This is a genomic window from Streptomyces sp. NPDC004561 (genome assembly GCF_053602155.1).
Genome location: NZ_JBSGDB010000101.1, coordinates 1 through 22,307, shown reverse-complemented (window position 1 = coordinate 22,307; position 22,307 = coordinate 1). Strand labels below are relative to the sequence as shown.

Annotated in this window: 16 protein-coding genes and 1 pseudogene; 6 read left to right on the top strand and 11 right to left on the bottom strand. The window is 72.0% G+C overall.

Translation table 11 applies throughout. From position 1 onward, the window contains the following. From ACWEN3_RS16095 to ACWEN3_RS16050, 10 genes are all read right to left on the bottom strand, one after another. Positions 1-1,088, bottom strand: a 1,088-nt coding sequence (locus ACWEN3_RS16095; RefSeq protein WP_452970695.1) for a hypothetical protein, incomplete at its 3' end; no start/stop codon positions are given. Between the two features lie 41 nt (positions 1,089-1,129). Next, on the bottom strand, positions 1,130-2,161 hold the full coding sequence (locus tag ACWEN3_RS16090) for a glutamate ABC transporter substrate-binding protein (RefSeq protein ID WP_452970693.1): 1,032 nt from the start codon (positions 2,159-2,161) through the stop codon (positions 1,130-1,132). 14 nt (positions 2,162-2,175) lie between these two features. Further along, positions 2,176-3,609, bottom strand: coding sequence for a hypothetical protein (locus ACWEN3_RS16085; RefSeq protein ID WP_452970690.1), 1,434 nt, complete (start codon positions 3,607-3,609; stop codon positions 2,176-2,178). Between the two features lie 271 nt (positions 3,610-3,880). Further along, complete coding sequence (locus ACWEN3_RS16080; RefSeq protein WP_452970689.1) at positions 3,881-4,873, bottom strand: N-acetylglucosamine kinase; 993 nt, start codon at positions 4,871-4,873, stop codon at positions 3,881-3,883. Then, entirely contained in the window at positions 4,864-6,129 is a 1,266-nt protein-coding gene (locus ACWEN3_RS16075; protein WP_452970687.1) for a 6-phospho-beta-glucosidase, read from the bottom strand. The genes ACWEN3_RS16080 and ACWEN3_RS16075 overlap by 10 nt, the downstream gene beginning before the upstream one ends. A gap of 7 nt (positions 6,130-6,136) precedes the next feature. Next, positions 6,137-7,033, bottom strand: coding sequence for a carbohydrate ABC transporter permease (locus ACWEN3_RS16070; protein WP_452970684.1), 897 nt, complete (start codon positions 7,031-7,033; stop codon positions 6,137-6,139). Positions 7,034-7,035: 2 nt separating this feature from the next. Then, entirely contained in the window at positions 7,036-7,977 is a 942-nt protein-coding gene (locus tag ACWEN3_RS16065; RefSeq protein WP_452970681.1) for a carbohydrate ABC transporter permease, read from the bottom strand. Positions 7,978-7,979: 2 nt separating this feature from the next. Further along, positions 7,980-9,323: an ABC transporter substrate-binding protein gene (locus ACWEN3_RS16060; RefSeq protein WP_452970678.1), complete on the bottom strand. Its 1,344-nt coding sequence runs from the start codon at positions 9,321-9,323 to the stop codon at positions 7,980-7,982. Between the two features lie 42 nt (positions 9,324-9,365). Then, positions 9,366-10,577 (bottom strand): ROK family transcriptional regulator, encoded by a 1,212-nt coding sequence (locus tag ACWEN3_RS16055; RefSeq protein WP_452970675.1) that lies wholly within the window; start codon positions 10,575-10,577, stop codon positions 9,366-9,368. A gap of 491 nt (positions 10,578-11,068) precedes the next feature. Then, on the bottom strand, positions 11,069-12,169 hold the full coding sequence (locus ACWEN3_RS16050) for a mechanosensitive ion channel family protein (protein WP_452970672.1): 1,101 nt from the start codon (positions 12,167-12,169) through the stop codon (positions 11,069-11,071). 326 nt (positions 12,170-12,495) lie between these two features. On the opposite strand from ACWEN3_RS16050, the gene ACWEN3_RS16045 reads away from it, so the two are divergent. The 3 genes and pseudogenes from ACWEN3_RS16045 to ACWEN3_RS16035 all read left to right on the top strand — a co-directional run. Next, on the top strand, positions 12,496-13,032 hold the full coding sequence (locus ACWEN3_RS16045; RefSeq protein WP_452970670.1) for an HNH endonuclease: 537 nt from the start codon (positions 12,496-12,498) through the stop codon (positions 13,030-13,032). Positions 13,033-13,424: 392 nt separating this feature from the next. After that, a complete protein-coding gene (locus ACWEN3_RS16040) occupies positions 13,425-13,682 on the top strand; it encodes a hypothetical protein (protein WP_452970667.1) in 258 nt (85 codons plus the stop codon). Then, a pseudogene (locus ACWEN3_RS16035) lies at positions 13,683-14,822 on the top strand (4-alpha-glucanotransferase); the annotation flags it as partial. It abuts the gene before it with no gap. Here ACWEN3_RS16035 and ACWEN3_RS16030 read toward each other — a convergent pair. Beyond that, positions 14,731-16,869 carry a hypothetical protein gene (locus ACWEN3_RS16030; protein WP_452970664.1) on the bottom strand — a complete coding sequence of 713 codons (2,139 nt, stop codon included), beginning with the start codon at positions 16,867-16,869 and terminating at the stop codon, positions 14,731-14,733. The pseudogene ACWEN3_RS16035 and the gene ACWEN3_RS16030 overlap by 92 nt on opposite strands. Positions 16,870-17,223: 354 nt before the next feature. Between ACWEN3_RS16030 and ACWEN3_RS16025 the strand changes: the two genes are divergently transcribed. The 3 genes from ACWEN3_RS16025 to sucB all read left to right on the top strand — a co-directional run bounded on the left by ACWEN3_RS16025 (position 17,224) and on the right by sucB (position 22,254). After that, the gene (locus ACWEN3_RS16025; protein ID WP_452970661.1) at positions 17,224-18,762 is read left to right on the top strand and encodes a leucyl aminopeptidase; all 1,539 of its coding nucleotides are present in this window, start codon (positions 17,224-17,226) and stop codon (positions 18,760-18,762) included. A gap of 281 nt (positions 18,763-19,043) precedes the next feature. Next, positions 19,044-20,432, top strand: a complete 1,389-nt coding sequence (gene lpdA / locus ACWEN3_RS16020; protein ID WP_452970658.1) for a dihydrolipoyl dehydrogenase — start codon at positions 19,044-19,046, stop codon at positions 20,430-20,432. 61 nt (positions 20,433-20,493) lie between these two features. Further along, positions 20,494-22,254: a 2-oxoglutarate dehydrogenase, E2 component, dihydrolipoamide succinyltransferase gene (gene sucB / locus ACWEN3_RS16015; protein WP_452970656.1), complete on the top strand. Its 1,761-nt coding sequence runs from the start codon at positions 20,494-20,496 to the stop codon at positions 22,252-22,254. Positions 22,255-22,307: the final 53 nt, after the last annotated feature.

Here is a 22,307-nt window from a genome sequence, read left to right as displayed (position 1 = left end):
ATCGTTCCCGGATGATCTGCACGGCCCGTTCCACAATTTGCTCCATACGCATCTCCTGAACAGACGGCGGTCAGCGACTCGCGGGCGCGCAGCAGTTCGTCCTCCGCCTTCTGCTCCAGGGACTCCAGGAGCGGGGAGAGCCGGTGCCACTGGGCCTGCCGGCGGTACTCGGCCGCGGTCGCCAGCTGTTCCTGGAGCACGGTCGGCGGGCCGCCGACCACCGGCACCTCGGTGGCGGCGATCTTCGCCAGCACCTCGCCGCGGGCGGTCCTGGCCTCGGCGAGGGTGCGGTCCGCGCGCGAGAGCACGTCCCGCAGCCGGATCAGCCGCGCCTCGGCGTCCTGGCGCACCGTCAGCACGGCGTCGATCTCGCGCCGTACGTCCTCCAGGGCGCGCGCCTCACGGTCGTACACGGTGGTGTCCGGACGGCCGCCGCCGGGCGCCGAACTCCCCTCGGTCGGCACCCAGAAGGCGAGCGGGTCGGAGACGACGTCCTCGCGCAGCCTGGTCAGGGTGCGGGTGATCCGCTCCAGGTCGTCACCGGCCGGATGCTCGCCGGGGCGCACGCCGACGGAGTGCGCGAGCCGGCGGGTGCGCTGGAGTTCCGCGGCCAGTAAATCGATCCGCGCGGGCAGTGCCGACCAGACCGCGTCGGCGGTGACGACCAGGTCCAGGCTGGTCGCGTACAGGTCGTTCATCCGGTCCACCAGCTCGGCCAGCGAGAAGCTCTCGCTCAGCCGGCCGTTCCCGGCGACCGTCACGGACGCCCCGCGCAGCAGCTCGGTCAGCTCCACCAGGTCCTCACGGCTGGACCAGCGGCGCCGGGCGCGGATCTCCCGGGCGCCGCGCAGCGTGGCCGTGTAGGCGTCGAAGTACGACCACAGCAGGGTGATCTGCGCCTCCGCGGCCTGCCAGCGGTCGTGGGTGACGCCGGTCAGGGCCGCGCCTTCGAGGAGTCTGCGGCCCGCGTGGTCCTGGAGGGCCAGCAGCGAGGTCTCGATCGCCTCGTGCTCCTGGCCGAGCCGCGCCAGCGCACGGTCCACCTCGTCCCGGTCCATCACCGGCCCGGCGGGGTCCGTGACGCCCATCGATCACCTCTCACTTGCTGTCTGTTCCGGTCGGGTCTGGCTCAACTGGTGCGCAGGTACTGCGGCGCGGGCGGCTTGGAAGCCGACGAGTCCTTCCCCAGTGTCGCCGACAGCCACTTGTCGTACGACGCCTGCCAGCCGTCCGTGCGGTAGTCGACCAGCACGCGGTTGACCCGGCGCACCAGATCGCTCGCGTCCCTTTTCATCGCCACCCCGTAGTACTCGGTCGTGAACGCCCCGCCCTTGAGCTCGACGGTGGGGTCCTGGGCGGCCTGGCTCGCGGCGAGCGCTCCGTCGGTCACCACCGCGTCCACCTCGCCGAGCTGCAGCCGGACCAGGCAGTCGAGCTGGTTCGGGACGGTCGTGGAGATGTCGGTGGAGGCGGGCAGGGCGCCGGCCTTCTTGTCGGCGTCGAGCTTGGCGTACGCCGTCGAACCGACCGCCGTGCACACCTTCTTGTGCGCGAGTGTGCCGTTGTAGCCGGTGACGGTCGACGACTTGGGCGCGAGGACCTGCTGGCCGGTCTTGAAGTAGGGCGCGGAGAACGCTACTTGGGACAGCCGGTCGCAGGTGATCGTCATGGTGCGCACGACCATGTCCACCCGGCCGTCCTGGATCGCGGGGATGCGCTGGTTGGTCGGTATGGCCTTGAACTGCACCGCGTCCGGGTCCCCGAGGATGTCCTGCGCGATCCGGTGCACCAGGTCGATGTCGAAGCCCTCCAGCTCCGCGCCCTCGGTGTTCGGGTTGCGGTAGCCCCAGTGGTAGCTGTTCAGGTCGACGCCGACGATCAGCTTGCGCTTGGCGCCCGTACGGGCCTTGATGGCGTCGATCGTCGGCCCGTCCGCGCCGGACGGGGAGAGCGTCTGCTGCTGCGCCTCGGAGTCCTTGCAGCCGCCGGCGCGGGCCTGGCTGCCCTCGACCACCTTCTGCCCGACCCGGGCCGGGGGCTGGCGCAGCGTCTGGGTGCACGGCAGCAGCAGGACGAGCGCGAGCGCCAGGACGCACAGGACCGCCATCGCGCCGACCCCGCCCCAGCCGCGCAGGGCGGCCCGTACACGGCTCGCGTACATCGTCCCGCCCCCTGTCACCGGTACTCCGAAAGCCTGCGCCCGATGCCGGCCACCGCGCCCGCCGCGGCGAGCACGGCGAGGACGGCCGCGCCGACCGGCAGGCCGGTCATGGCGCCGAGGCCGGCACTCGCGGCTCGCTGGAACTCGTCCTGCTCGTGGCCGATCGCCAGGGCGAGGTTGTGGTCGACGCCGTCGAAGCACTCGCCCGTGGCGCCCTTGGCGCCGATGACCTTGTCCAGCGCCTCCTGGTAGTTGCCGTTCTCGTCCTCGGTGCGGGCCGCGGTGTGACGCTGCTTCCACACCGTCATGTTGCCCTCGGCCGCCTTGACCGGTGTGGTGCCCCCCTGGTCGTCGGCGAGCGTCTCCGCCTGGCTCAGTCCCTTGCCGAGCACGGCCATGTCCTTGTCGAAGTCGTAGTAGTAGGCGTCGTACGTCGTGGTGCCGACCGTGACGGTCTCGGCCCCGCGCGCGACCAGGCTCAGGTTCTCGTTCCCGCGTGCCTTCAGGGAGGCGATCCGGGCGTCGTGCAGGACGTTCAGCGAGCGGACGCCGTGGTCGTAGGAGCCGTTCAGCTCCGAGCGGGCGATCGCGTGCCCGACGACCAGCCACAGCAGGACGACCGTGGTGGCGGCGCTGGCGGCGACCAGGCCGTGGTTCAGCACGCGGTTGGTGCGGCGGTACGTGCGGTGCTGGGCCCAGCCGAGCGCGGCGAGCGCGATCACCCCGAGGGCGATGGCCGTCCAGGGGTACGGCGTCGCGTTCCCGTAGTCCGAGTCGAGCCGGGCGTTCTCCTTCGTGTAGAGATCCTCCGCCGCCGGGAGCATCTCCTTCTGCATCTTCTCGTTGGCGTAGCGCAGATAGGCGCCGCCGACCGGATAGCCCTGCCGGTTGTAGGTCCGGGCCCGCTCGACGAGGCCCTTGTACTCGGGCAGCAGCCGGTTCAGCCGGGCGATGGTCGCCTCGGAGGCCGACCCGGGCTCGGCGTTCGCGGCGGCCGTCACGAGTCCGGACGCCGCCGTGCTGATGTCCTTCTCGTACCGGTCGCGGGTGTCGGCCGTCTCCTGGCCGCCGGCCAGGAAGCCGCTGGAGGCCGCCGTGTTGGCGTCCGCCAGCGAGCGGTATATGTCGGCGGCGCCGGAGCTGAGGGGCTGGCTCCTGTGCAGCACGTCGTCGGCGGAGGCCGCCCGCGCGCTGGTCTCCCAGGCGGTGACCGCGCCGAACGCGACGACCAGCAGGGCGAGGAGGGCGCCGATGATCCGCAGCCGCCCCGGCTCGGTGGTCGCGGCGGACCGCAGTCGCTCGACCCCCTCGGCGAAGGCGGTGCGGCGGGCGGGCGGTGCGGACGGACCCGCGGGGGCGGGCCGGCCGGGCTGTGCGGGGATGCCGGGGGCGGCGGGCGCGCCGGGGCCCACGACCGGTGGTGCCGCGCTCTTCGGCGGGTGTGTCACTCGACCTCCCCCATGGTCATCCGTTCGCCGCCAAGTATCGCCGCACGGACCGGTATTCCGCACCGGCCTTCGCTGGATCTTGATCGGATCGCAGCGTGCTCAGCGGCGCGCGACGCCCGGCGCACCACCCTCCACAGAGGAACACGCGGGCCATGGCGAAACGGTTCCCCGGTCCGGCGGGTGCGCGCCGGACTGAAGAATCGTTTCACCATGGCCCGGCGGCCCGTCTGCCCCACGGACTCCGGGCGGTCCCGCGAACATGCCCGCTCCCTCAGGCCAGTGGCTTCTCCCGGGCCGGCTCCCAGTGGCCCCGCGCCCGTTCCCGCACCGCCGCGTCCGCGCCCAGCCGGTCCAGGCCCAGCAGGGCCGCGCCGAGGACCGGGCTCGCCGCGACCACCCGGACGTCGGCCTTGGGGGCGCGGGCCGCCAGGAGGGCGCGGACGGCGTCGTCGAGCTGCGGGTGGCCGGCCGTCAGGACGCTGCCGCCGAGCAGGACCGGGGTCTCCTCGTCGAGGAGGTCCAGGCGGGTCAGGGCGACCGTGGCCATCACGGTCACCTCCTCGGCGAGCCGCTCGACGATCGAGCGGGCCACCGGGTCACCCCCGGCGGCGGTCGCGAACAGCACCGGCGTCAGCTCGTGCCGCCGGTCGTGCGGCACGTGCTCCAGGTGCAGCGCCTCGATCAGCGCGTACATGGAGGCCAGGCCGAAGTGGGCGGGCAGGGTGCGGGACAGCGCCGTCGGCTCGCCCCGGCCGTCCGCCGCGCGGGCCGCGTACCAGAGCGCCTCCTCGGCCAGGCCCCAGCCCCCGCCCCAGTCACCGGAGATCCGGCCGATCGCCGGGAAGCGCGCGGTGCGGCCGTCGGGGCGCATGCCCACGCAGTTGATGCCCGCGCCGCAGACGACCGCGACGCCCCGGGGCTCGGCCACGCCCGCCCGCAGGATCGCGAACGTGTCGTTGCGGACCTCCACCGTCGCCCCCCACGCGCGCGCGTGCAGCGCGCTCGCCAGCTGCTCCTCCTCCACCGGCAGATCGGCGTTGGCGAGACAGGCGGAGACATGGGTGACGGAGGCCAGGCCCGCCCGGGCCAGCGCCCGGGCCACCGGCTCGGCCAGCGCGTCCAGCGCCGCCGCCACGCCCACCGCGGGCGGCCGGAAGCCGCCGCCGCGGGCCGTGGCCAGCACCGCGCCGTCGGCGCCGACCACGGCCACGTCGGTCTTGCTGTTGCCGGCGTCGATGGCGAGGACGGTCGAGGTCAGGCCCACGCGAGGTGCTCCCGGTTGTGTGCGATCAGACGGTCGGTGAGGGCTTCGGCGTACTCGTACTGGCCGATCAGGGGGTGGGAGAGCAGCGCCCGGAAGACCCGGTCCCGGCCGCCGCGCAGCGCCGCCTCCAGGGCCAGGTCCTCGTACGCCGTCACGCCGGCGATCAGGCCCGCGAAGAGGGGGTCCGTCTCGGGTACCGGCAGCGGCGCGGGCCCCGTCGTGCCGACCGCCGCCTGGACCTCGATCACCGCGTCGTCGGGGAGGAAGGGCAGCGTGCCCTTGTTGAGCGTGTTCACCACCTGGTAGGGGCTTCCGCCGCCGCCGAGCAGGGCCGCCGCCAGGTCCACCGCGGCCTCCGAGTAGTACGCGCCGCCCCGCTTGGCGAGCAGCGCCGGCTTCTCGTCCAGCGCCGGGTCGCCGTACATCCGCAGCAGCTCGCGCTCCATGGCGGCGACCTCGGCCGCCCGGGAGGGCTTGGCGCCCAGCTCCCGTACGACCTCGTCGTGCGCGTAGTAGTAGCGCAGGTAGTAGGAGGGGATCACGCCCAGGCGGTCGAGGAGGGCGGGGGGCAGGCGGAGGTCGGCGGCGATCGCCTCGCCGTGCTCGGCGAGGAGCTTGGGCAGCACGCTCTCGCCCTCGGGGCCGCCGAGGCGCACATCGGTCTCCCAGGTGAGGTGGTTGAGACCCACATGGGCGAGATGCACATCCGTGGGGGCCACCCCGAGGAAGCCCGCGAACTTCCGCTGGAAGCCGATCGCCACGTTGCACAGCCCGACCGCCCGGTGCCCGGCCTGGAGCAGGGCGCGGGTGACGATGCCGACCGGGTTGGTGAAGTCGATGATCCACGCGCGCGGGTTGGCGCGACGGACCCGCTCGGCGATGTCCAGGACCACCGGGACCGTGCGCAGCGCCTTGGCGAGGCCGCCCGCGCCGGTGGTCTCCTGGCCGATGCAGCCGCACTCCAGCGGCCAGGTCTCGTCCTGCTGCCGGGCCGCCTGCCCGCCCACGCGCAGCTGGAGCAGTACGGCGTCGGCGCCGTCGACGCCCGCGTCGAGGTCGGCGGTGGTGACGATCCTGCCGCCGTGTCCCTGCCGGGCGAAGATCCGGCGGGCCAGGCCGCCGACCAGCTCCAGGCGGTCCGCGGCCGGGTCCACCAGGACCAGTTCCTCGATGGGCAGGGTGTCCCTCAGGCGGGCGAAGCCGTCGATGAGTTCGGGGGTGTAGGTCGACCCTCCGCCGACCACGGTGAGTTTCATATCGGGGTTAACCCTTCACTCCGGTGAGCGTGACGCCTTCGACGAACGCCTTCTGGGCGAAGAAGAACACGAGGATCACGGGGGCCATGACCAGCACGGTCGCGGCCATGGTCAGGTTCCAGTCGGTGTGGTGGGCGCCCTTGAAGGACTCCAGTCCGTAGGAGAGGGTCCAGGCGCCCGGGTTCTCCGAGGCGTAGATCTGTGGGCCGAAGTAGTCGTTCCAGGCGTAGAAGAACTGGAAGAGGGCTACGGCGGCGATGCCCGGCTTCGCCATCGGCAGGACGACCCGCAGCAGGGTGCGCAGGTCGCCGCAGCCGTCCACCTTCGCGGCGTCGACGTACTCGTTCGGGATCGTCATCAGGAACTGGCGCAGCAGGAAGATGGAGAACGCGTCGCCGAACGCCATGGGGATGATCAGCGGCCACAGCGTGCCGGACAGGTCCAGCTGCTTCGCCCAGAACAGGTACATCGGGATGACGACCACCTGCGGGGGCAGCATCATCATCGAGATCACCAGCATGAGTGACAGACTGCGGCCCCGGAAGCGGAACTTGGCGAGCGCGTACGCCACGGGAAGGGACGACACCACGGTCAGCACGGTGCCGAGACCGGCGTAGATCAGGGTGTTCTTCCACCAGGTCAGGAAGCCGGGCGTGTCGAACACCTTCCGGTAGTTGCCCCACTCCCAGGTGTGCGGGATCAGGTCCCGGCTCAGCGCCTGGCTGTCGCTCATCAGCGAGGTCAGGAGCACGAACACGAAGGGCAGCGTGAAGAAGAGCGCGGCGGCGACGCCGAGGGAGTGCACCGCGATCCACTCCAGCAGGGCCCGGCGGCGGGCCGTGCGCTCGGCGCCGGACACCACGGACGGCGCCGGCTTCACCGGCTGGTCCAGTACTTGGGCCATGGTCAGTCACCTGCCTGGATGAGGCCGCCCCGGCGCCGCATCAGCAGGGTGGTGAACGCCATCGACAGGGCGAAGAGCACGAGGGCGACGACGCAGGCCGAGCCGTAGTCGAAGCGCTGGAAGCCGAGGTTGTAGACGAGCTGGGGGAGGGTGAGCGTGGACTTGTCCGGATAGCCCGGCTCGAACTGGGTGCCGGCGCCCTGGATCACGCCCGAGGCGACCTTCCCGGCGATCAGCGGCTGGGTGTAGTACTGCATGGTCTGGATCACGCCGGTGACGACCGCGAACATCACGATCGGGGAGATGTTCGGCAGCGTGACGTACCGGAAGCGCTGCCATGCCGAGGCGCCGTCCAGTTCGGCCGCCTCGTACTGCTCGGCCGGCACGTCCAGCAGCGCGGCCATGAAGATGACCATCAGGTCGCCGATGCCCCACAGCGCCAGCAGCGTGAGGGCCGGCTTGGACCAGGCCGGGTCGTTGAACCAGCCGGGCGCCGGGACGCCGATCCTCTCCAGGACGGAGTTGACCGGGCCCGTACCGGGGTTGAGCAGGAAGGCGAAGGCCATGGTCGCGGCGACCGGCGGAGCCAGGTACGGCAGGTAGAACAGGGTGCGGAAGACCCCCGTGCCGGTCTTGATCCTGGTGATGAGCAGGCCGATGCCCAGCCCGAAGACCACCCGGAGCGTCACCATGACCACGACCATCCAGAGGGTGTTGCGCAGCGCGGGCCAGAAGAGCGGGTAGTGCTCGAAGACGTAGGCCCAGTTCTTCGCGCCGCTCCACGTCGGCGGCCGGAAGCCGTCGTAGTGCATGAAGGAGAAGTAGACCGTCGAGACCAGCGGGTAGGCGAAGAAGACCGCGAAGCCGATCAGCCACGGCGACATGAAGGCGAGCGTCCGGAGCGCCGACCGGCGGCGCTTCGAGGCGAGCGTGAGGGCGGTCATGGCTACTTCGCCTGCGCGATGTCCGTGTCGATCTGCGCGGCCGTCCTGCTCAGGCCGGCCTTCAGATCGGTGACCTTGCCGCTCTCGTAGTCGAAGCCCAGCTGCTGGATCGTCACCAGGTACTGGCCGCCGTTGATGGAGGCCGGGGTGGTGGTGGACTCCGGGTCGGAGGCGATGTCCAGGAAGGTCTTGAAGCGGGGGTCGTACGTGAGCTTCGGGGACTTCAGCGCGGCCAGCGTCGAGGGCACGTTGTGGAGGCTGTTGGAGAAGCCGACCACCGCGTCCGTGTCCGTGGTGATGTACCTGACGAACTCCCAGGCCGCGTTCTGCTTGTGGCTGCCGGCGGCGATGCCCGCGACGGTGCCGGTGATGTAGCCCTTGCCGTACTGCGCGACCTGGTCGTCCGGCACGGGCAGCGGGGCGACGCCGATGTCGAACCTCGGCTTGGCCGCGAGGGCCATCCCGAGCCGCCACTCGCCGTCGAGCTGCATGGCGACCTGCCCGGTGTGGAAGGGGTGCTTGGGGCCCCACTCGTCGCCGAGGGTGGCCCGGAACCTCTCCAGCTTCTGGAATCCGCCGAGTTCGTCCACGAGCCGCTTCTGCAGCTCGAAGCCCTTCTGGAACGCCGGGTCCCTGGCGAGGTCCGACTTGCCGTCCTTGCCGAAGTACGTCGGTGAGAACTGCCCGAAGTAGTGCTCGGTGGTGGACTCCCAGCCGTGGTAGTCCGGCATGAAGCCCAGCTGCTTGTAGGAGTCGCCGTCGGGGACCGTCAGCTTCTTGGCGTCGGCCTCGAACTCCGACCAGGTCTTCGGCGGGTTCGCGATGCCCGCCTTCGCGAACGCCGTCTTGTTGTAGTACAGCCCGTACGCGTCCCCGAGCAGCGGCGCCGTGCAGCGGTTGCCGTCGAACTGGGTGTACTCGTTCATCGGCTTCGGGAACGTCCGCCCGGGGTCGATCCCGGCCTTCTTGAAGAAGGGGTTGAGATCCACCAGCGCGCCCGAGGAGCAGAACTTGCCCACGTTGTTGGTGGTGAAGGAGGAGATGACGTCGGGAGCCTTGTCGCCGCCCGAGCGCAGCGCCTGGTTGATCTTGTCGTCGGTCATGTTGCCGACCACGTGCACGTGGATGTTGGGGTGGGCCTTCTCGAAGCCGGCGACCAGCCCGTCGACCGCCTTCACCTCGTTCGGCGCGCTCCAGGCGTGCCAGAAGTTGATCGTCGTGTCCTTCGACGGGTCGTCCGCGGCGCCGGAGTTCGACTGGCCGGTGCACGCGGCGGTGAGCAGCATGGCGGAGGCAGTCAGGGCGAAAGCCGCTTTTCGGGCACCTTTGGGTATGGCTGTGGGCATGACGAGGTCTCCCAGGGACGGGGTCGGGAAAAGAGGGGGCGCTCAGCGCGAGGTGTCGAAGACCTCGTCGCGGGTGGTGGCGAGCGCGGACTCCAACGCGCCGCGCAGTACGGGGTGTTCGTGCACGTCGCCGACGACGAGCCGGGGGCGGGCCGCCGCCAGCTCCTCCAGTTCGGCCTGGACGAGGGCGCGCAGCACCTCGCCGCCGGCCGTCAGGGCGGAGCCGCTGAGGACGACGAGTTCGGGATCGAGGACGGAGACGAGCGAGGCGAGACCGGTGGCCAGCCGGGTCGCGTAGGTCTGGAGCAGCTCCCGGTGGGGGCCGCTCACGTGGTCGGCGGCCCGGGCCACGAGCCGGGCCGCCGCCTCGGTGTACGGGCCGGACGGCACGTCCTCGACGCCCAGTTCGCGGGCCAGCTTCGGCAGCGCCTGGGAGCCGGCCAGCTCCTGGTAGCCGCCGCTGTTGGCCTTGGTCACCTGGCGCACCAGGGGCGTGCCCGGCACCGGCAGGAAGCCGACCTCGCCGGCGCCGCCGGTCCAGCCGCGGTGCAGCCGGCCGCCGAGCACCAGGGCGGCGCCGAGGCCCTCCTGGTTCCACAGCAGCACGAAGTCCGCGTGGCCGCGGGCCGCGCCGAGCCGCTGTTCGGCGATGGCGACGAGGTTGACGTCGTTCTCGTACTCGACCGGCATCGGTAGCGCCGCCGCGAGGTCGTCGAGCAGGGTGGGGGAGTGCCAGCCGGGCAGGTGGGAGGCGTAGCGCAGCCGGCCGGTGTTCGGGTCGAAGGCGCCGGGGGTGCCGATGACCAGCCGGTGCACCTCGTTCCGGGCCAGCCCGGCGGCCTTCACCGCGCCGTCGAGGGCGTCGGTGACCTGCTGGACGACCGGCTGCGCCGGCCGCCGTCCGGGGGTGGGCAGCTCGTACTCGCCGACCGTGCGGCCGGTGATGTCGGCGACGGCGGCGCGGATGCGGTCCGGGGTGACGTCGAGGCCGGCCGCGTGTGCCGCGCCCGGGTTGACCGCGTACAGCTGGGCGTTGGGGCCCGGCCGGCCCTCGCTGGTGCCGGTGACCCGGACCAGGCCGGCCGCCTCCAGACGGGCGAGCAGCTGGGAGGCGGTGGGCTTGGACAGGCCGGTGAGCTTCCCGATCCGGGTGCGCGACAGCGGCCCGTGCTCCAGCAGGAGGTCCAGGGCGGCGCGGTCGTTCATGGCGCGCAGGACGCGCGGGGTGCCCGGCGTACCGGCGGTTCCTGCCATGGGGGTCGACACCTGCCTTTCCAGCCGCTCAGCTTTTCAGTGACCCGGGGATGACGTCCAGTCTTGATCACCGGCCGTCGGAGATCACTGTTAGGAAACTTTCCTATTGGGGGTGGGAGGAAAGTAAGCCCAGGACGAAGGGGGCGTCAATAGACAACGCTCCCGAGACGGCGGACTCGTGTTTCCAGGAGCGGTCACGAGTGCGTCACGGATGCGGTTTCCGCTGGTCAGCGCGCTTACAGTCGCGAGCGCGTTCGTCGCGCTGTGCCAGATCGCGCGGCTGGCGGATCTCGACCGGAAGTGAGAGCGCGTCACCCGGTGGCGGCTACGACCGCGGGGTGCGGGGCGTCGCCCCGCCGGCCCTCCTGGCTCCGCGGGACCGCCGCCGCAACCGCGCGCCGCTCAGAACCGACGATGGGGCACCCAGCGCCTACTCCGCGCCGGATGCCCCACCTGTTCACTCGAACGAGCGTGCTGAACCGTTCAGCTCGTCACTTGCCCGGAGTCATGGGCGGCGCGATCGGGGTCGCCGCCTTCGTCTGCGGGGACTCCGCGTTGGCGTAGACCGAAGGGGCGGCCACCGCGGCCGTCGGGTCCGGGGCGTCCTCCAGGTCCTCGACGGCCGTCGCGCCGCCCACGATGCGGATGCTCGCCGCGTCGAACGCGCGCTTGACGCGCCACCGCAGTTCACGCTCGACCGAGACCGCCTTGCCGGGCATGGTCCTGGCCGTGAGGCGGACCACCATGGAGTCGATGAGGACGGAGTCCAGGCCGAGGACCTCCACCGGGCCCCACAGCAGCTCGTTCCAGGGCTCTTCCTTGCTCAGCTTCTCGGCGACCTCGTCGAGGGTGGCCCTGACCTTGTCCAGGTCCTCGCTGGCCCGCACGGTCACGTCGACCCCGGCCGTGGCCCAGCCCTGGGAGAGGTTCCCGATCCGCTTGACCTCGCCGTTGCGGACGTACCAGATCTCGCCCTCGGCGCCGCGCAGCTTCGTCACGCGCAGCCCGACCTCGATCACCTCGCCCGAGGCCACACCCGCGTCGATCACGTCGCCGACGCCGTACTGGTCCTCCAGGATCATGAACACGCCGGACAGGAAGTCCGTGACCAGGTTCCGGGCGCCGAAGCCGATCGCGACACCGGCGACACCGGCCGAGGCCAGCAGCGGCGCCAGGTTGATCTTGAAGGTGGACAGCACCATCAGCGCGGCCGTGCCGAGGATCAGGAAGCTCGCCACCGAGCGCAGCACCGAGCCGATCGCCGCCGACCGCTGCCGCCGCCGCTCGACGTTGACCAGCAGCCCGCCCAGCGCGCCGCCGTCCGAGGCCTGCACGACGCGGCCCATCCGGTCGATCAGCTTGCTGATCGCCCGCCGCACCACCGCTCTGAGCGCGACCGCGATCACCAGGACCAGCAGGATCTGAAGACCCATCGCGAGCCACGTCGACCAGTTCTGCTCGACCCAGCTCGCCGCGTTCGTCGCGCTCTCCTGGGCGTCCTGGAGCGACGGCACGGCCGGCGCCGTCGAACCCGAGGGAGACGGGGACGGCGAGGCGCCGATGGCCGACAGGACCACGGGCAAGGACGACACTGCAGGTACCTCCAAGGTGCTGCGCGGTCCGTCCCGGCAAGGCGGTCAAGGTCTGCAAGGTCACGAAAAGATCACCGGACGGACAGGACCACCACACTAACGGGGCATTGTGTGTGCCTCGCGCGGATCCGCCAAGGAGGGCCCCAGGAGAGACGCGGCTCACCCCGGCTTGAACAGGCCGTGATCCGGGGGATGAATCAGGTGTGGTCGAAAACACTCCCAGCCCGTTACCGGGACATGGTGGCGCTTCCACCAGGCATGAGGGGAGACTGACTGCAGATCGTCCCGGCGCGAGCCACGCGCCGCCGACGCCCAAGGAGGCACCCGTGCCGCATGTCCTGGTCCTCAACGCGTCGTACGAGCCGCTCGGCGTCGTACCGCTCCGCCGCGCGCTCATCCTCGTCCTGGAGAACAAGGCCGTCTCCCTCGAGGAATCCGGCGCCTTTATGCACAGCGCAACCGTCACAGTCCCCGCACCCAGCGTGGTCCGGCTCAAGCGTTTCGTCCGGGTTCCCTATCGGGGGCCCGTTCCTCTTACCCGTCGGGCGCTCTTCGCGCGGGACGGGGGCCGGTGCATGTACTGCGGTGGCGTCGCAACCAGCGTCGACCACGTCATCCCGCGCAGCCGCGGGGGCAAGCACGTCTGGGACAACGTGGTGGCCTCCTGCCGCCGCTGCAACCACGTGAAGGCCGACCGCCACCTCGTCGAACTGGGCTGGCGACTGCACCAGAAACCCGGCCCGCCCACCGGTCTGGCCTGGCGCATCATCGGCACCGGCCATAGGGACCCGCGCTGGCTGCCCTACTTGCAGCCGTACGGCGCGGACGACGCCATGGCCCGGATCGACGGCATCTCCGCGTAGTCGATCCGGGCCTTCGCACACCCGGGGTGCTCCACCCCGGGTCACAGGCATGGCCCGGCCCCGGGAACACCCGGGGCCGGGCGGCGTACGGCGCTCGGGCCCGGCGCAGCGCGGCCGCGTGCACCGAGCGACGAGGGCCGGCGAGGCGTTCCGGACCCCCGGCGCCATGCCCTCCAGAGCCGCGAGCAGCGCCCACGGAGCGGGGGCCGGCGACCGTGGACCGTGAGGGTCCAGCGTCGTTGCCCCGCGGAGAATGTGACAAGTGGCATGTTGTTCCTTTCTGTACGTCTGCCGCGGCGCTCACGGGGTAGGGCTGCGATGACCCGCAAGGGCCTGACCCGCATGACCCGCAGGTCAGGCCGTAGGCCGCCGTACACGACAAGGAGGCCCCCGTGGCCGCACCGGCGCGACTCTCGATCCCGGCCCAGTGGAAACACGAGGGGAAACCCCTGGCGGAGCCGTCCGCCGAGACCGACCTGGCGCGGCTGTGCGTCTTCAGCGCGGAGAGCGCCAGCGTCCAGGCGCCGCTGACCAGCGAACCGCCGCTGCCCGACGCCGAGCCCCTGACCAGTGAGCCCCCACTCGCCGACGCCACCCCGCTGACCAGCGAGTCCGACCCCGTCCCGGACTTCTACGGCCCGGGGCTGTAGATGACCGCGGCGCTCGAGGACGAGGAGCTGTCCAGGCTCGCCGAGCTGCACGGGGTCGCCACCTCCTACAGCCCCGCCCCGGGCCGTACCGTCCCGGTCCCCGCCTCCGCCGTGGCCGCCGCCCTGGCCGCCCTCGGCGTCGACGCGGGGACCCCGGACGACGTGAGCGCCGCGCTCGCCGCGCGCGAGCGCGAGCTGCGCGAGCGCCTGCTGCCGCCGACGGTCGTGCACTGGGCCGGCGACCCGGCGGGCCCCGCCGCCCTCGCCGCGCTGCCGCCGGGCACCCGCCTGCGCGTCGAGACCGAGCAGGGGGAGGAACGGGACGCCGCCGCCGATCTCCCGCTGGGCGTCCACCGGATGACCGCCACCGCGCCCGACGGGCGCACCGGCCACGCGCACCTCGTCGTCGCCCCCGACCGGCTGCCCGCCCCGCCCGGCCGCTGCCACGGCGTCCTGGTCCAGCTGTACTCCCTGCTCTCCGGCCGCTCCTGGGGCATGGGCGACCTCGCCGACCTCGCCGAGCTGGCCGGCTGGGCCGGACGCACGACCGGGGCCGGGTTCGTCCAGGTCAACCCGCTGCACTCGGCCGTGCCCGGCGCCCCCACCGACCCCTCCCCGTACCGGCCCTCCTCCCGCCGCTTCCCCGACCCCGTCCACCTGCGGATCGAGGACATCCCCGAGTTCGCGTACGCCGAGGACCGCGACCGCCTGGGCGCCCTGCTGGAGCGGGCCGCGCGGCTGCGCGCCGCCGTCCTCGACAAGGGCGCCCTCATCGACCGCGACGCGGTGTGGGAACTGAAGCGGGAGGCACTGGAGATCGTCCTGCGCGTGCCCCTCGCGCCCGGCCGCCAGGCCGCCTACGACGACTTCCGCGCCGCCCACGGCCAGGCCCTCGACGACCACGCCACCTGGTACGCCCTCGCCGAGACCCACGGCTCCGACTGGCACGCCTGGCCGGACGGCCTGCGCGACCCCCGCTCGGCGGACACCGCCCGCGCCCGGGCGGGCCTCGCCGACCGCGTCGCCTTCCACACCCGCCTGGCCTGGCTCACCGACGGCCAGCTGCGCGCCGCCCAGCGGGCCGCCCGCGAGGCCGGCATGCCCGTCGGGATCGTGCACGACCTCGCCGTCGGCGTGCACCCCGCCGGCGCCGACGCCTGGGCGCAGCAGGACGTGTTCGCCGCCGGCATGTCGGTCGGCGCAAGCGCTCACCGGCGTAGGCCGTGCCGAAGGTGGTGGTGCCCAGCAACTGCTGCTGCTTGGTGCCCTCCGGCGCGGTCACCGGAATCTGCGTGCCGGACGGGGCGGTGACCGTCACCGTGTTGCCGATCCGGTAGGCGGTGACCTTGCCGTTGTCGAGCGCGGTCTGCCACGCGGACCGGCTCTGCAGCTCGGCGCCGATCGCGCTCTCGCGGAGGTTCACGATCGGGGTGTTGTCCGCGAACAGCGCCTGGTAGTCGGCGAGGACCCGCTCCAGGACCGGGTAGAGGATCCGGTCCTCGGACAGGTTGGACTGGTGGGCGTAGTGCGGGCGCGGGTCGTTGCCGAGCACGTGCCCGAGGTCGGTGCGCGCCTCGTTGGGCACGATGTGGTCGGTGTAGCCGGTGGCGGTGTCCAGCGGCGCGGCGAGGCAGGTCGAGGTGGGGTTGTTCTCGCACAGCCCGCTGCCGCCGTCCGCCTTGGACGTGTAGATCCAGTTGTACTCGTCGGCCATCTCGGCCTTGGTGCCGACGTTGTAGTACACGTTCATCGGGTAGCGCGGCACGGTGAGCGTGCTGCCGCCGGTCACGGCCCGCTGCTCGGACTCCCGGGAGTTGTCCGAGGCGGTCCACTTCACGCCGTTCGCGGAGAGGGCGGGCGCGAGGTTGGGGTTGTCCTGCGGCTGCTGCGGCAGGGTCTTCAGGCCCGAGTGCTCACCGGTGACCAGTTCCCCGCGGTCGACGGAGAGCCCGTGCTGGACGGCCCAGGTGTAGTTCTTGGAGATCTCCGCGGAGATGTCGGACCGGCTCACCCACTGCGTGGAGCCGTCGGCGTTCTTCGCGCAGGACCACGGCACCGTCGAGGTGTCCTGGACACAGCCGAGGAACAGGTGGGTGTAGGTGTGGTTCACCCAGCGGTACTTGGCCTTGTCCGCGAGCAGCTGGTCGGTCAGCGCGTCGTTGCCGCCGTTCTCGCTCTTCCACTCCTCGCCGGCGCCCGCGTTGAACACCATGTCCAGGGTGAAGCCGTGGCTCTGCTCCCAGGAGGCCGCGTACTGGGCGTCGGCCGCGGTCATCCGGATCGGCGTGGTGGTGTCGGTGGTGCCGCTGCCGCAGTCGATGTCCCCCGGGGTGCAGTTGCGCCCGGTGTCCCAGCGGGCGTCGGGCGCGAAGACGTCGTCCACGTGGACCGCGAAGTAGTTGCGGGCCTGCCCCAGGTGCACGCCCTGGGTCAGCCACTCCACCATGCCGCGGGCCAGCACCCGGAACTGCTGCTGGTACTGGTTGTAGGCGAAGGTCACCACCAGCTCGCGGCGGCCGTCGTGGGCGTACTCGCCGAGCAGGCTGCCGGTGCCGGTGCCGCCGGGCACGGGCGTGTCGACATAGCTGGTGAAGCCGGTACGGGGCTGGGCGACGAAGCCGTAACTCTCTTCCACCGAGGGCGAGTTGTCCTCGAACGAGAAGGAGCCCTTCAGATAGCCGAAGGGGCCCGCCCTGCCGGCCGCGGTGACGTCGGCCGTGCGCCCGTCGAGGGTGCCGGCGTAGCCGTTGCTGTCGGTGTAGTCCAGGCCGACCTCGGGGTGGGCCCAGGTGTAGGCGTCGATCTGCGGGATGCCGTACGTCTTCTCGTACGTCTCCAGGGCCGTCTGCTCGGCCGAGCCCGCGCCGAACGGCGCCTCGTTCGGCAGCACCACGCCCTGGTACTCGGCGCGCGGCCGGCCGCCGACCGTGTCGCTCAGGAAGGTGCCGGTGATGACGGGCCGCGCCGAGTCGGCCAGGTTCACGGTGGTGTACGGGATGCCCTCGCTCCTGAGCTGGGCGGTGATCGCGCCGACCGGGGCGCCGCCGTCGTCGACCACCAGAACCCTGAGGTCGATCCGCGGATCGGTCGCCGCCGACGCCCCCGGAGCGGTGAGCCCCAGGGTGATCAGGCCCGCGGCCGTCGCCGTGACGGTGGCCGCTCTGAAGCGGTGCGCTCGGTGTGCCATAAAAGGTTCCTCCCCCCAGATGACCCTCCGTGACAGAGCCGTGACGGACCCCCGGAGAATCAGTGGAAATCATGCGAATCGGTGGGCGGAACGCCCACCGGAACCCGACGAGTGTGGCTCAGGTCACCGGCACCCAGGGTGGAGAAGTGGCCACGACGCCACGCACAGGTGAACACCCGCAGGAATGAGCGAACGGGCACACGCGCGTAGTCTCGTCCCGGGTGTTCGCCGACAGGGTGAAGGCCCCGGTTGCCACCCGTCCCCCGCACTGGGCCTATGGTCGGCTCTCGGGCCCGGTCGACCCACCCCATATCGGCCACAGCAACTTCACATCGGAAGCGAGAACTCACCACCGTGACTGCTCTGACTCTCAGCACCGCCGCGGCGCCCGGCCTGCGGGCCGACGCGATCGTGATCGGTGTCGCCAAGGGCGCCAAGGGGCCCGTCGTCGCGCCGGGCGCCGAGGCCGTGGACAAGGCGTACGACGGCAAGCTGGCCGGCGTCCTGGAGACCCTCGGCGCCTCGGGTGCCGAGGGCGAGCTGACGAAGCTGCCCGCGCCGGCCGGCTTCAAGGCCCCGCTCGTGGTGGCGGTGGGCCTGGGCGCGGAGCCCGACGCCAAGGACTCCGACGCCGGCTACGACGCCGAGGCGCTGCGCCGGGCCGCCGGTGTGGCCTCCCGGGCGCTCGCCGGCTCGAAGAAGGCCGCGTTCGCCCTGCCCGTCGACGGCCCCGGCGCCCTCGAGGCGATCGGCGAGGGCGTGCTGCTCGGCGCGTACTCCTTCGACACCTACAAGGACAACGGCAAGAAGGACGCCAAGGCCAGGAACGGCAAGGCGCCGCTCGCCGAGGCCGCGCTGCTCGGCGGCAAGCCGCGCGACGCCGCCCACAAGGGCGCGGTCGCCCGGGCCGTCGCGGTCTGCGAAGAGCTGAACCGCGCCCGCGACCTGGTCAACACCCCGCCGAACGACCTGACCCCCGCGAGCTTCGCCGGGATCGCCCAGGCCGCGGCCAAGGAGCACGGCCTGAAGGTGCAGGTGCTCGACGACAAGGCCCTCGTCAAGGGCGGCTACGGCGGCATCCTCGGCGTCGGCGGCGGCTCGGCCGCGACCCCGCGCCTGGTCAAGGTGTCGTACACGCACCCCAAGGCGAACAAGCACCTGGCCTTCGTCGGCAAGGGCATCACCTACGACTCGGGCGGCATCTCGCTGAAGCCGGCCGGTCACAACGAGACGATGAAGTGCGACATGGCCGGTGCCGCCGCCGTGCTCGCCGGCGTCGTCGCCGCCGCCCGGCTCGGCCTGGAGGTCAGCGTCACCGGCTGGCTGGCGCTGGCCGAGAACATGCCCTCCGGCTCCGCGGTCCGCCCGGGCGACGTGCTGAGCATGTACAGCGGCAAGACCGTCGAGGTCCTCAACACCGACGCCGAGGGCCGGCTGGTCCTGGCCGACGCGCTGTGGGCGGCCTCGCAGGAGAACCCGGACGCGATCGTGGACGTCGCCACGCTGACCGGCGCGATGGTGCTGGCGCTGGGCAGCCGGACGTTCGGTGTCATGGCCAACGACGACGCGTTCCGCTCCACGGTGCACGAGGCCGCGGAGGAGGTCGGCGAGCCGGCGTGGCCGATGCCGCTGCCGGAGCACCTGCGCAAGGGCATGGAGTCCCAGGTCGCCGACATCGCGAACATGGGCGAGCGGATGGGCGGCGGCCTGGTCGCCGGCCTGTTCCTGCGCGAGTTCGTGGGCGAGGGGATCACCTGGGCGCACCTCGACATCGCCGGGCCGGCGTTCAACGAGGGCGGGCCGTTCGGCTACACGCCCAAGGGCGGAACGGGTTCCGCGGTCCGCACGCTCGTGCGGCTGGCCGAACTGACGGCCGCGGGCGACCTGGGCTGAGTCGACCAGGGGCGCGGTCGCTTCCGTGGCCGAGCGACGACAGGGGCGCGGGGACTGTTCGTGCAGTTCCCCGCGCCCCTGCCCGTGCGCACCTTCGATTTCGGGTGTACGTGGGGTGTCTCACACTCCAGCCCGGCGTCTCGTACGCCTCGAACAAGTGCAAAGATGGAGCCCGGCAGGACAGGGCCCCACCGAAGGGCCGAAGCATCAAGCGGCCGGACACCAGCCGCCCGCCGGTCACTGGAGATCGGCGCAAGGCGCACATGCATGGAGGACGTGACGTGGCGAACGACGCCAGCACCGTTTTCGACCTAGTGATCCTCGGCGGTGGTAGCGGTGGTTACGCCGCGGCCCTGCGCGGGGCGCAGCTGGGCCTGGACGTCGCCCTGATCGAGAAGGACAAGGTCGGCGGCACCTGCCTGCACCGGGGTTGCATCCCCACCAAGGCCCTGCTGCACGCGGGCGAGATCGCCGACCAGGCGCGCGAGAGCGAGCAGTTCGGCGTCAAGGCCACCTTCGAGGGCATCGACGTGCCGGCCGTGCACAAGTACAAGGACGGCGTCATCGCCGGCCTGTACAAGGGCCTGCAGGGTCTGATCGCGTCCCGCAAGGTGACCTACATCGAGGGTGAGGGCCGGCTGTCCTCCCCCACCTCCGTCGACGTGAACGGCCAGCGGATCCAGGGCCGCCACGTCCTGCTGGCGACCGGCTCCGTGCCGAAGTCGCTGCCGGGCCTGGAGATCGACGGCAACCGGATCATCTCCTCCGACCACGCCCTCGTCCTGGACCGCGTGCCGAGGTCCGCGATCATCCTGGGCGGCGGTGTCATCGGCGTCGAGTTCGCCTCGGCGTGGAAGTCCTTCGGCTCGGACGTCACGGTCATCGAGGGCCTGAAGCACCTCGTCCCGGTCGAGGACGAGAACAGCTCGAAGCTGCTCGAGCGCGCGTTCCGCAAGCGCGGGATCAAGTTCAACCTCGGCACCTTCTTCCAGAAGGCCGAGTACACCCAGGACGGGATCAAGGTCACCCTGGCCGACGGCAAGGAGTTCGACGCCGAGGTCCTCCTCGTCGCCGTCGGCCGCGGTCCGGTCTCCCAGGGCCTGGGCTACGAGGAGGCCGGGGTCGCCATGGACCGCGGTTACGTCCTCGTCGACGAGTACATGCGGACCAACGTTCCGACCATCTCCGCCGTCGGCGACCTCGTCCCGACGCTCCAGCTCGCGCACGTCGGCTTCGCCGAGGGCATCCTGGTGGCGGAGCGTCTGGCCGGTCTGAAGGTCGTTCCGATCGACTACGACGGTGTCCCGCGGGTGACGTACTGCCACCCGGAGGTCGCCTCCGTCGGTATCACCGAGGCCAAGGCCAAGGAGATCTACGGCGCGGACAAGGTCGTCGCTCTGAAGTACAACCTGGCGGGCAACGGAAAGAGCAAGATCCTGAACACCGCGGGCGAGATCAAGCTCGTCCAGGTGAAGGACGGTGCCGTCGTCGGCGTCCACATGGTCGGCGACCGCATGGGTGAGCAGGTCGGCGAGGCCCAGCTGATCTACAACTGGGAGGCGCTGCCGGCCGAGGTCGCCCAGCTCATCCACGCCCACCCGACGCAGAACGAGGCTATGGGCGAGGCGCACCTGGCGCTCGCCGGCAAGCCCCTGCACTCCCACGACTGAGCCTTCGGTCAACGGGCGCGACGACACAGACTTCCGCAATTCGTTAGGAGCAACCGAAACCATGGCGGTTTCCGTAACCCTTCCGGCGCTCGGTGAGAGCGTCACCGAGGGCACTGTCACCCGCTGGCTGAAGGCCGAGGGCGAGCGCGTCGAGGCCGACGAGCCGCTGCTCGAGGTCTCGACCGACAAGGTCGACACCGAGATCCCCTCGCCCGCCGCCGGTGTGCTGGCCTCCATCAAGGTCGCTGAGGACGAGACCGTCGAGGTCGGCGCCGAGCTGGCCGTCATCGACGACGGCTCCGGCGCCCCCGCGGCCGCCCCGGCCCCCGCCGCCGAGGCCGCTCCGGCTCCGGCCGCTCCGGTGGCCGAGGCCCCGGCCCCCGCCCCGGCCCCCGAGGCTCCGGCCGCCCCCGCCGCCGCGGCCGGTGGCGCCCAGGGCACCGACGTGGTCCTGCCCGCGCTCGGTGAGTCCGTCACCGAGGGCACCGTCACCCGCTGGCTGAAGTCGGTCGGCGACTCCGTCGAGGCCGACGAGCCGCTGCTCGAGGTCTCCACGGACAAGGTCGACACCGAGATCCCGGCGCCCACCTCCGGCGTGCTCCTGGAGATCGTGGTCGGCGAGGACGAGACCGCCGAGGTCGGCGCCAAGCTCGCCGTCATCGGCGCCCCGGGTGCCGCCCCGGCCGCCGCTCCGGCTCCGGCCGCCCCGGCCCCCGCCGCCGCTGCCCCGGCCCCCGCCGCTCCGGCCGCCCCGGCCGCCCCCGCCCCCGCCCCGGCCCCCGCCGCTCCGGCCCCGGCGCCCGCCGCCGCTGTCCCGGCCCCGGCGGCTCCGGCGCCCGCCCCGGCTCCGGTCACCCCGGCCACCGCGCCCACCTCCCCGACCGCCACCCAGGCGACGGACGAGGGCGCGTACGTGACCCCGCTGGTGCGCAAGCTCGCCGCCGAGAACGGCGTCGACCTGGCCACCGTCAAGGGCACCGGCGTCGGCGGCCGCATCCGCAAGCAGGACGTCATCGCCGCCGCCGAGGCCGCGAAGGCCGCCCCGGCTCCGGCCGCCGCCGCTCCCGCGGCCAAGAAGGCCCCGGCGCTGGAGGTCTCCCCGCTGCGCGGCCAGACCGTCAAGATGCCCCGCATCCGCAAGGTCATCGGCGACAACATGGTCAAGGCGCTGCACGAGCAGGCCCAGCTGTCGTCGGTCGTCGAGGTCGACGTCACCCGCCTGATGAAGCTGCGCGCCAGGGCGAAGGACTCCTTCGCGGCCCGCGAGGGCGTCAAGCTCTCCCCGATGCCGTTCTTCGTCAAGGCCGCCGCGCAGGCGCTGAAGGCCCACCCGGTCGTCAACGCCAAGATCAACGAGGCCGAGGGCACGATCACCTACTTCGACACCGAGAACGTCGGTATCGCGGTGGACTCCGAGAAGGGCCTGATGACCCCGGTCATCAAGCGCGCGGGCGACCTCAACATCGCCGGCATCGCCAAGGCCACCGCGGAGCTGGCGGGCAAGGTGCGCGCCAACAAGATCACCCCGGACGAGCTGTCCGGCGCGACCTTCACCATCTCCAACACCGGTTCGCGTGGCGCCCTGTTCGACACGATCATCGTGCCGCCGGGCCAGGTCGCGATCCTCGGCATCGGTGCCACGGTCAAGCGTCCGGCCGTCATCGAGACCGAGGAGGGCACGGTCATCGGCGTCCGCGACATGACCTACCTGACCCTCTCCTACGACCACCGCCTGGTCGACGGCGCCGACGCGGCCCGCTACCTGACGGCGGTCAAGGCGATCCTGGAGGCAGGCGAGTTCGAGGTCGAGCTCGGCCTGTAGTCGCCGGTCACTTCGACACGTCGGTGCCCCTGCCGGAAAGTTCCGGCAGGGGC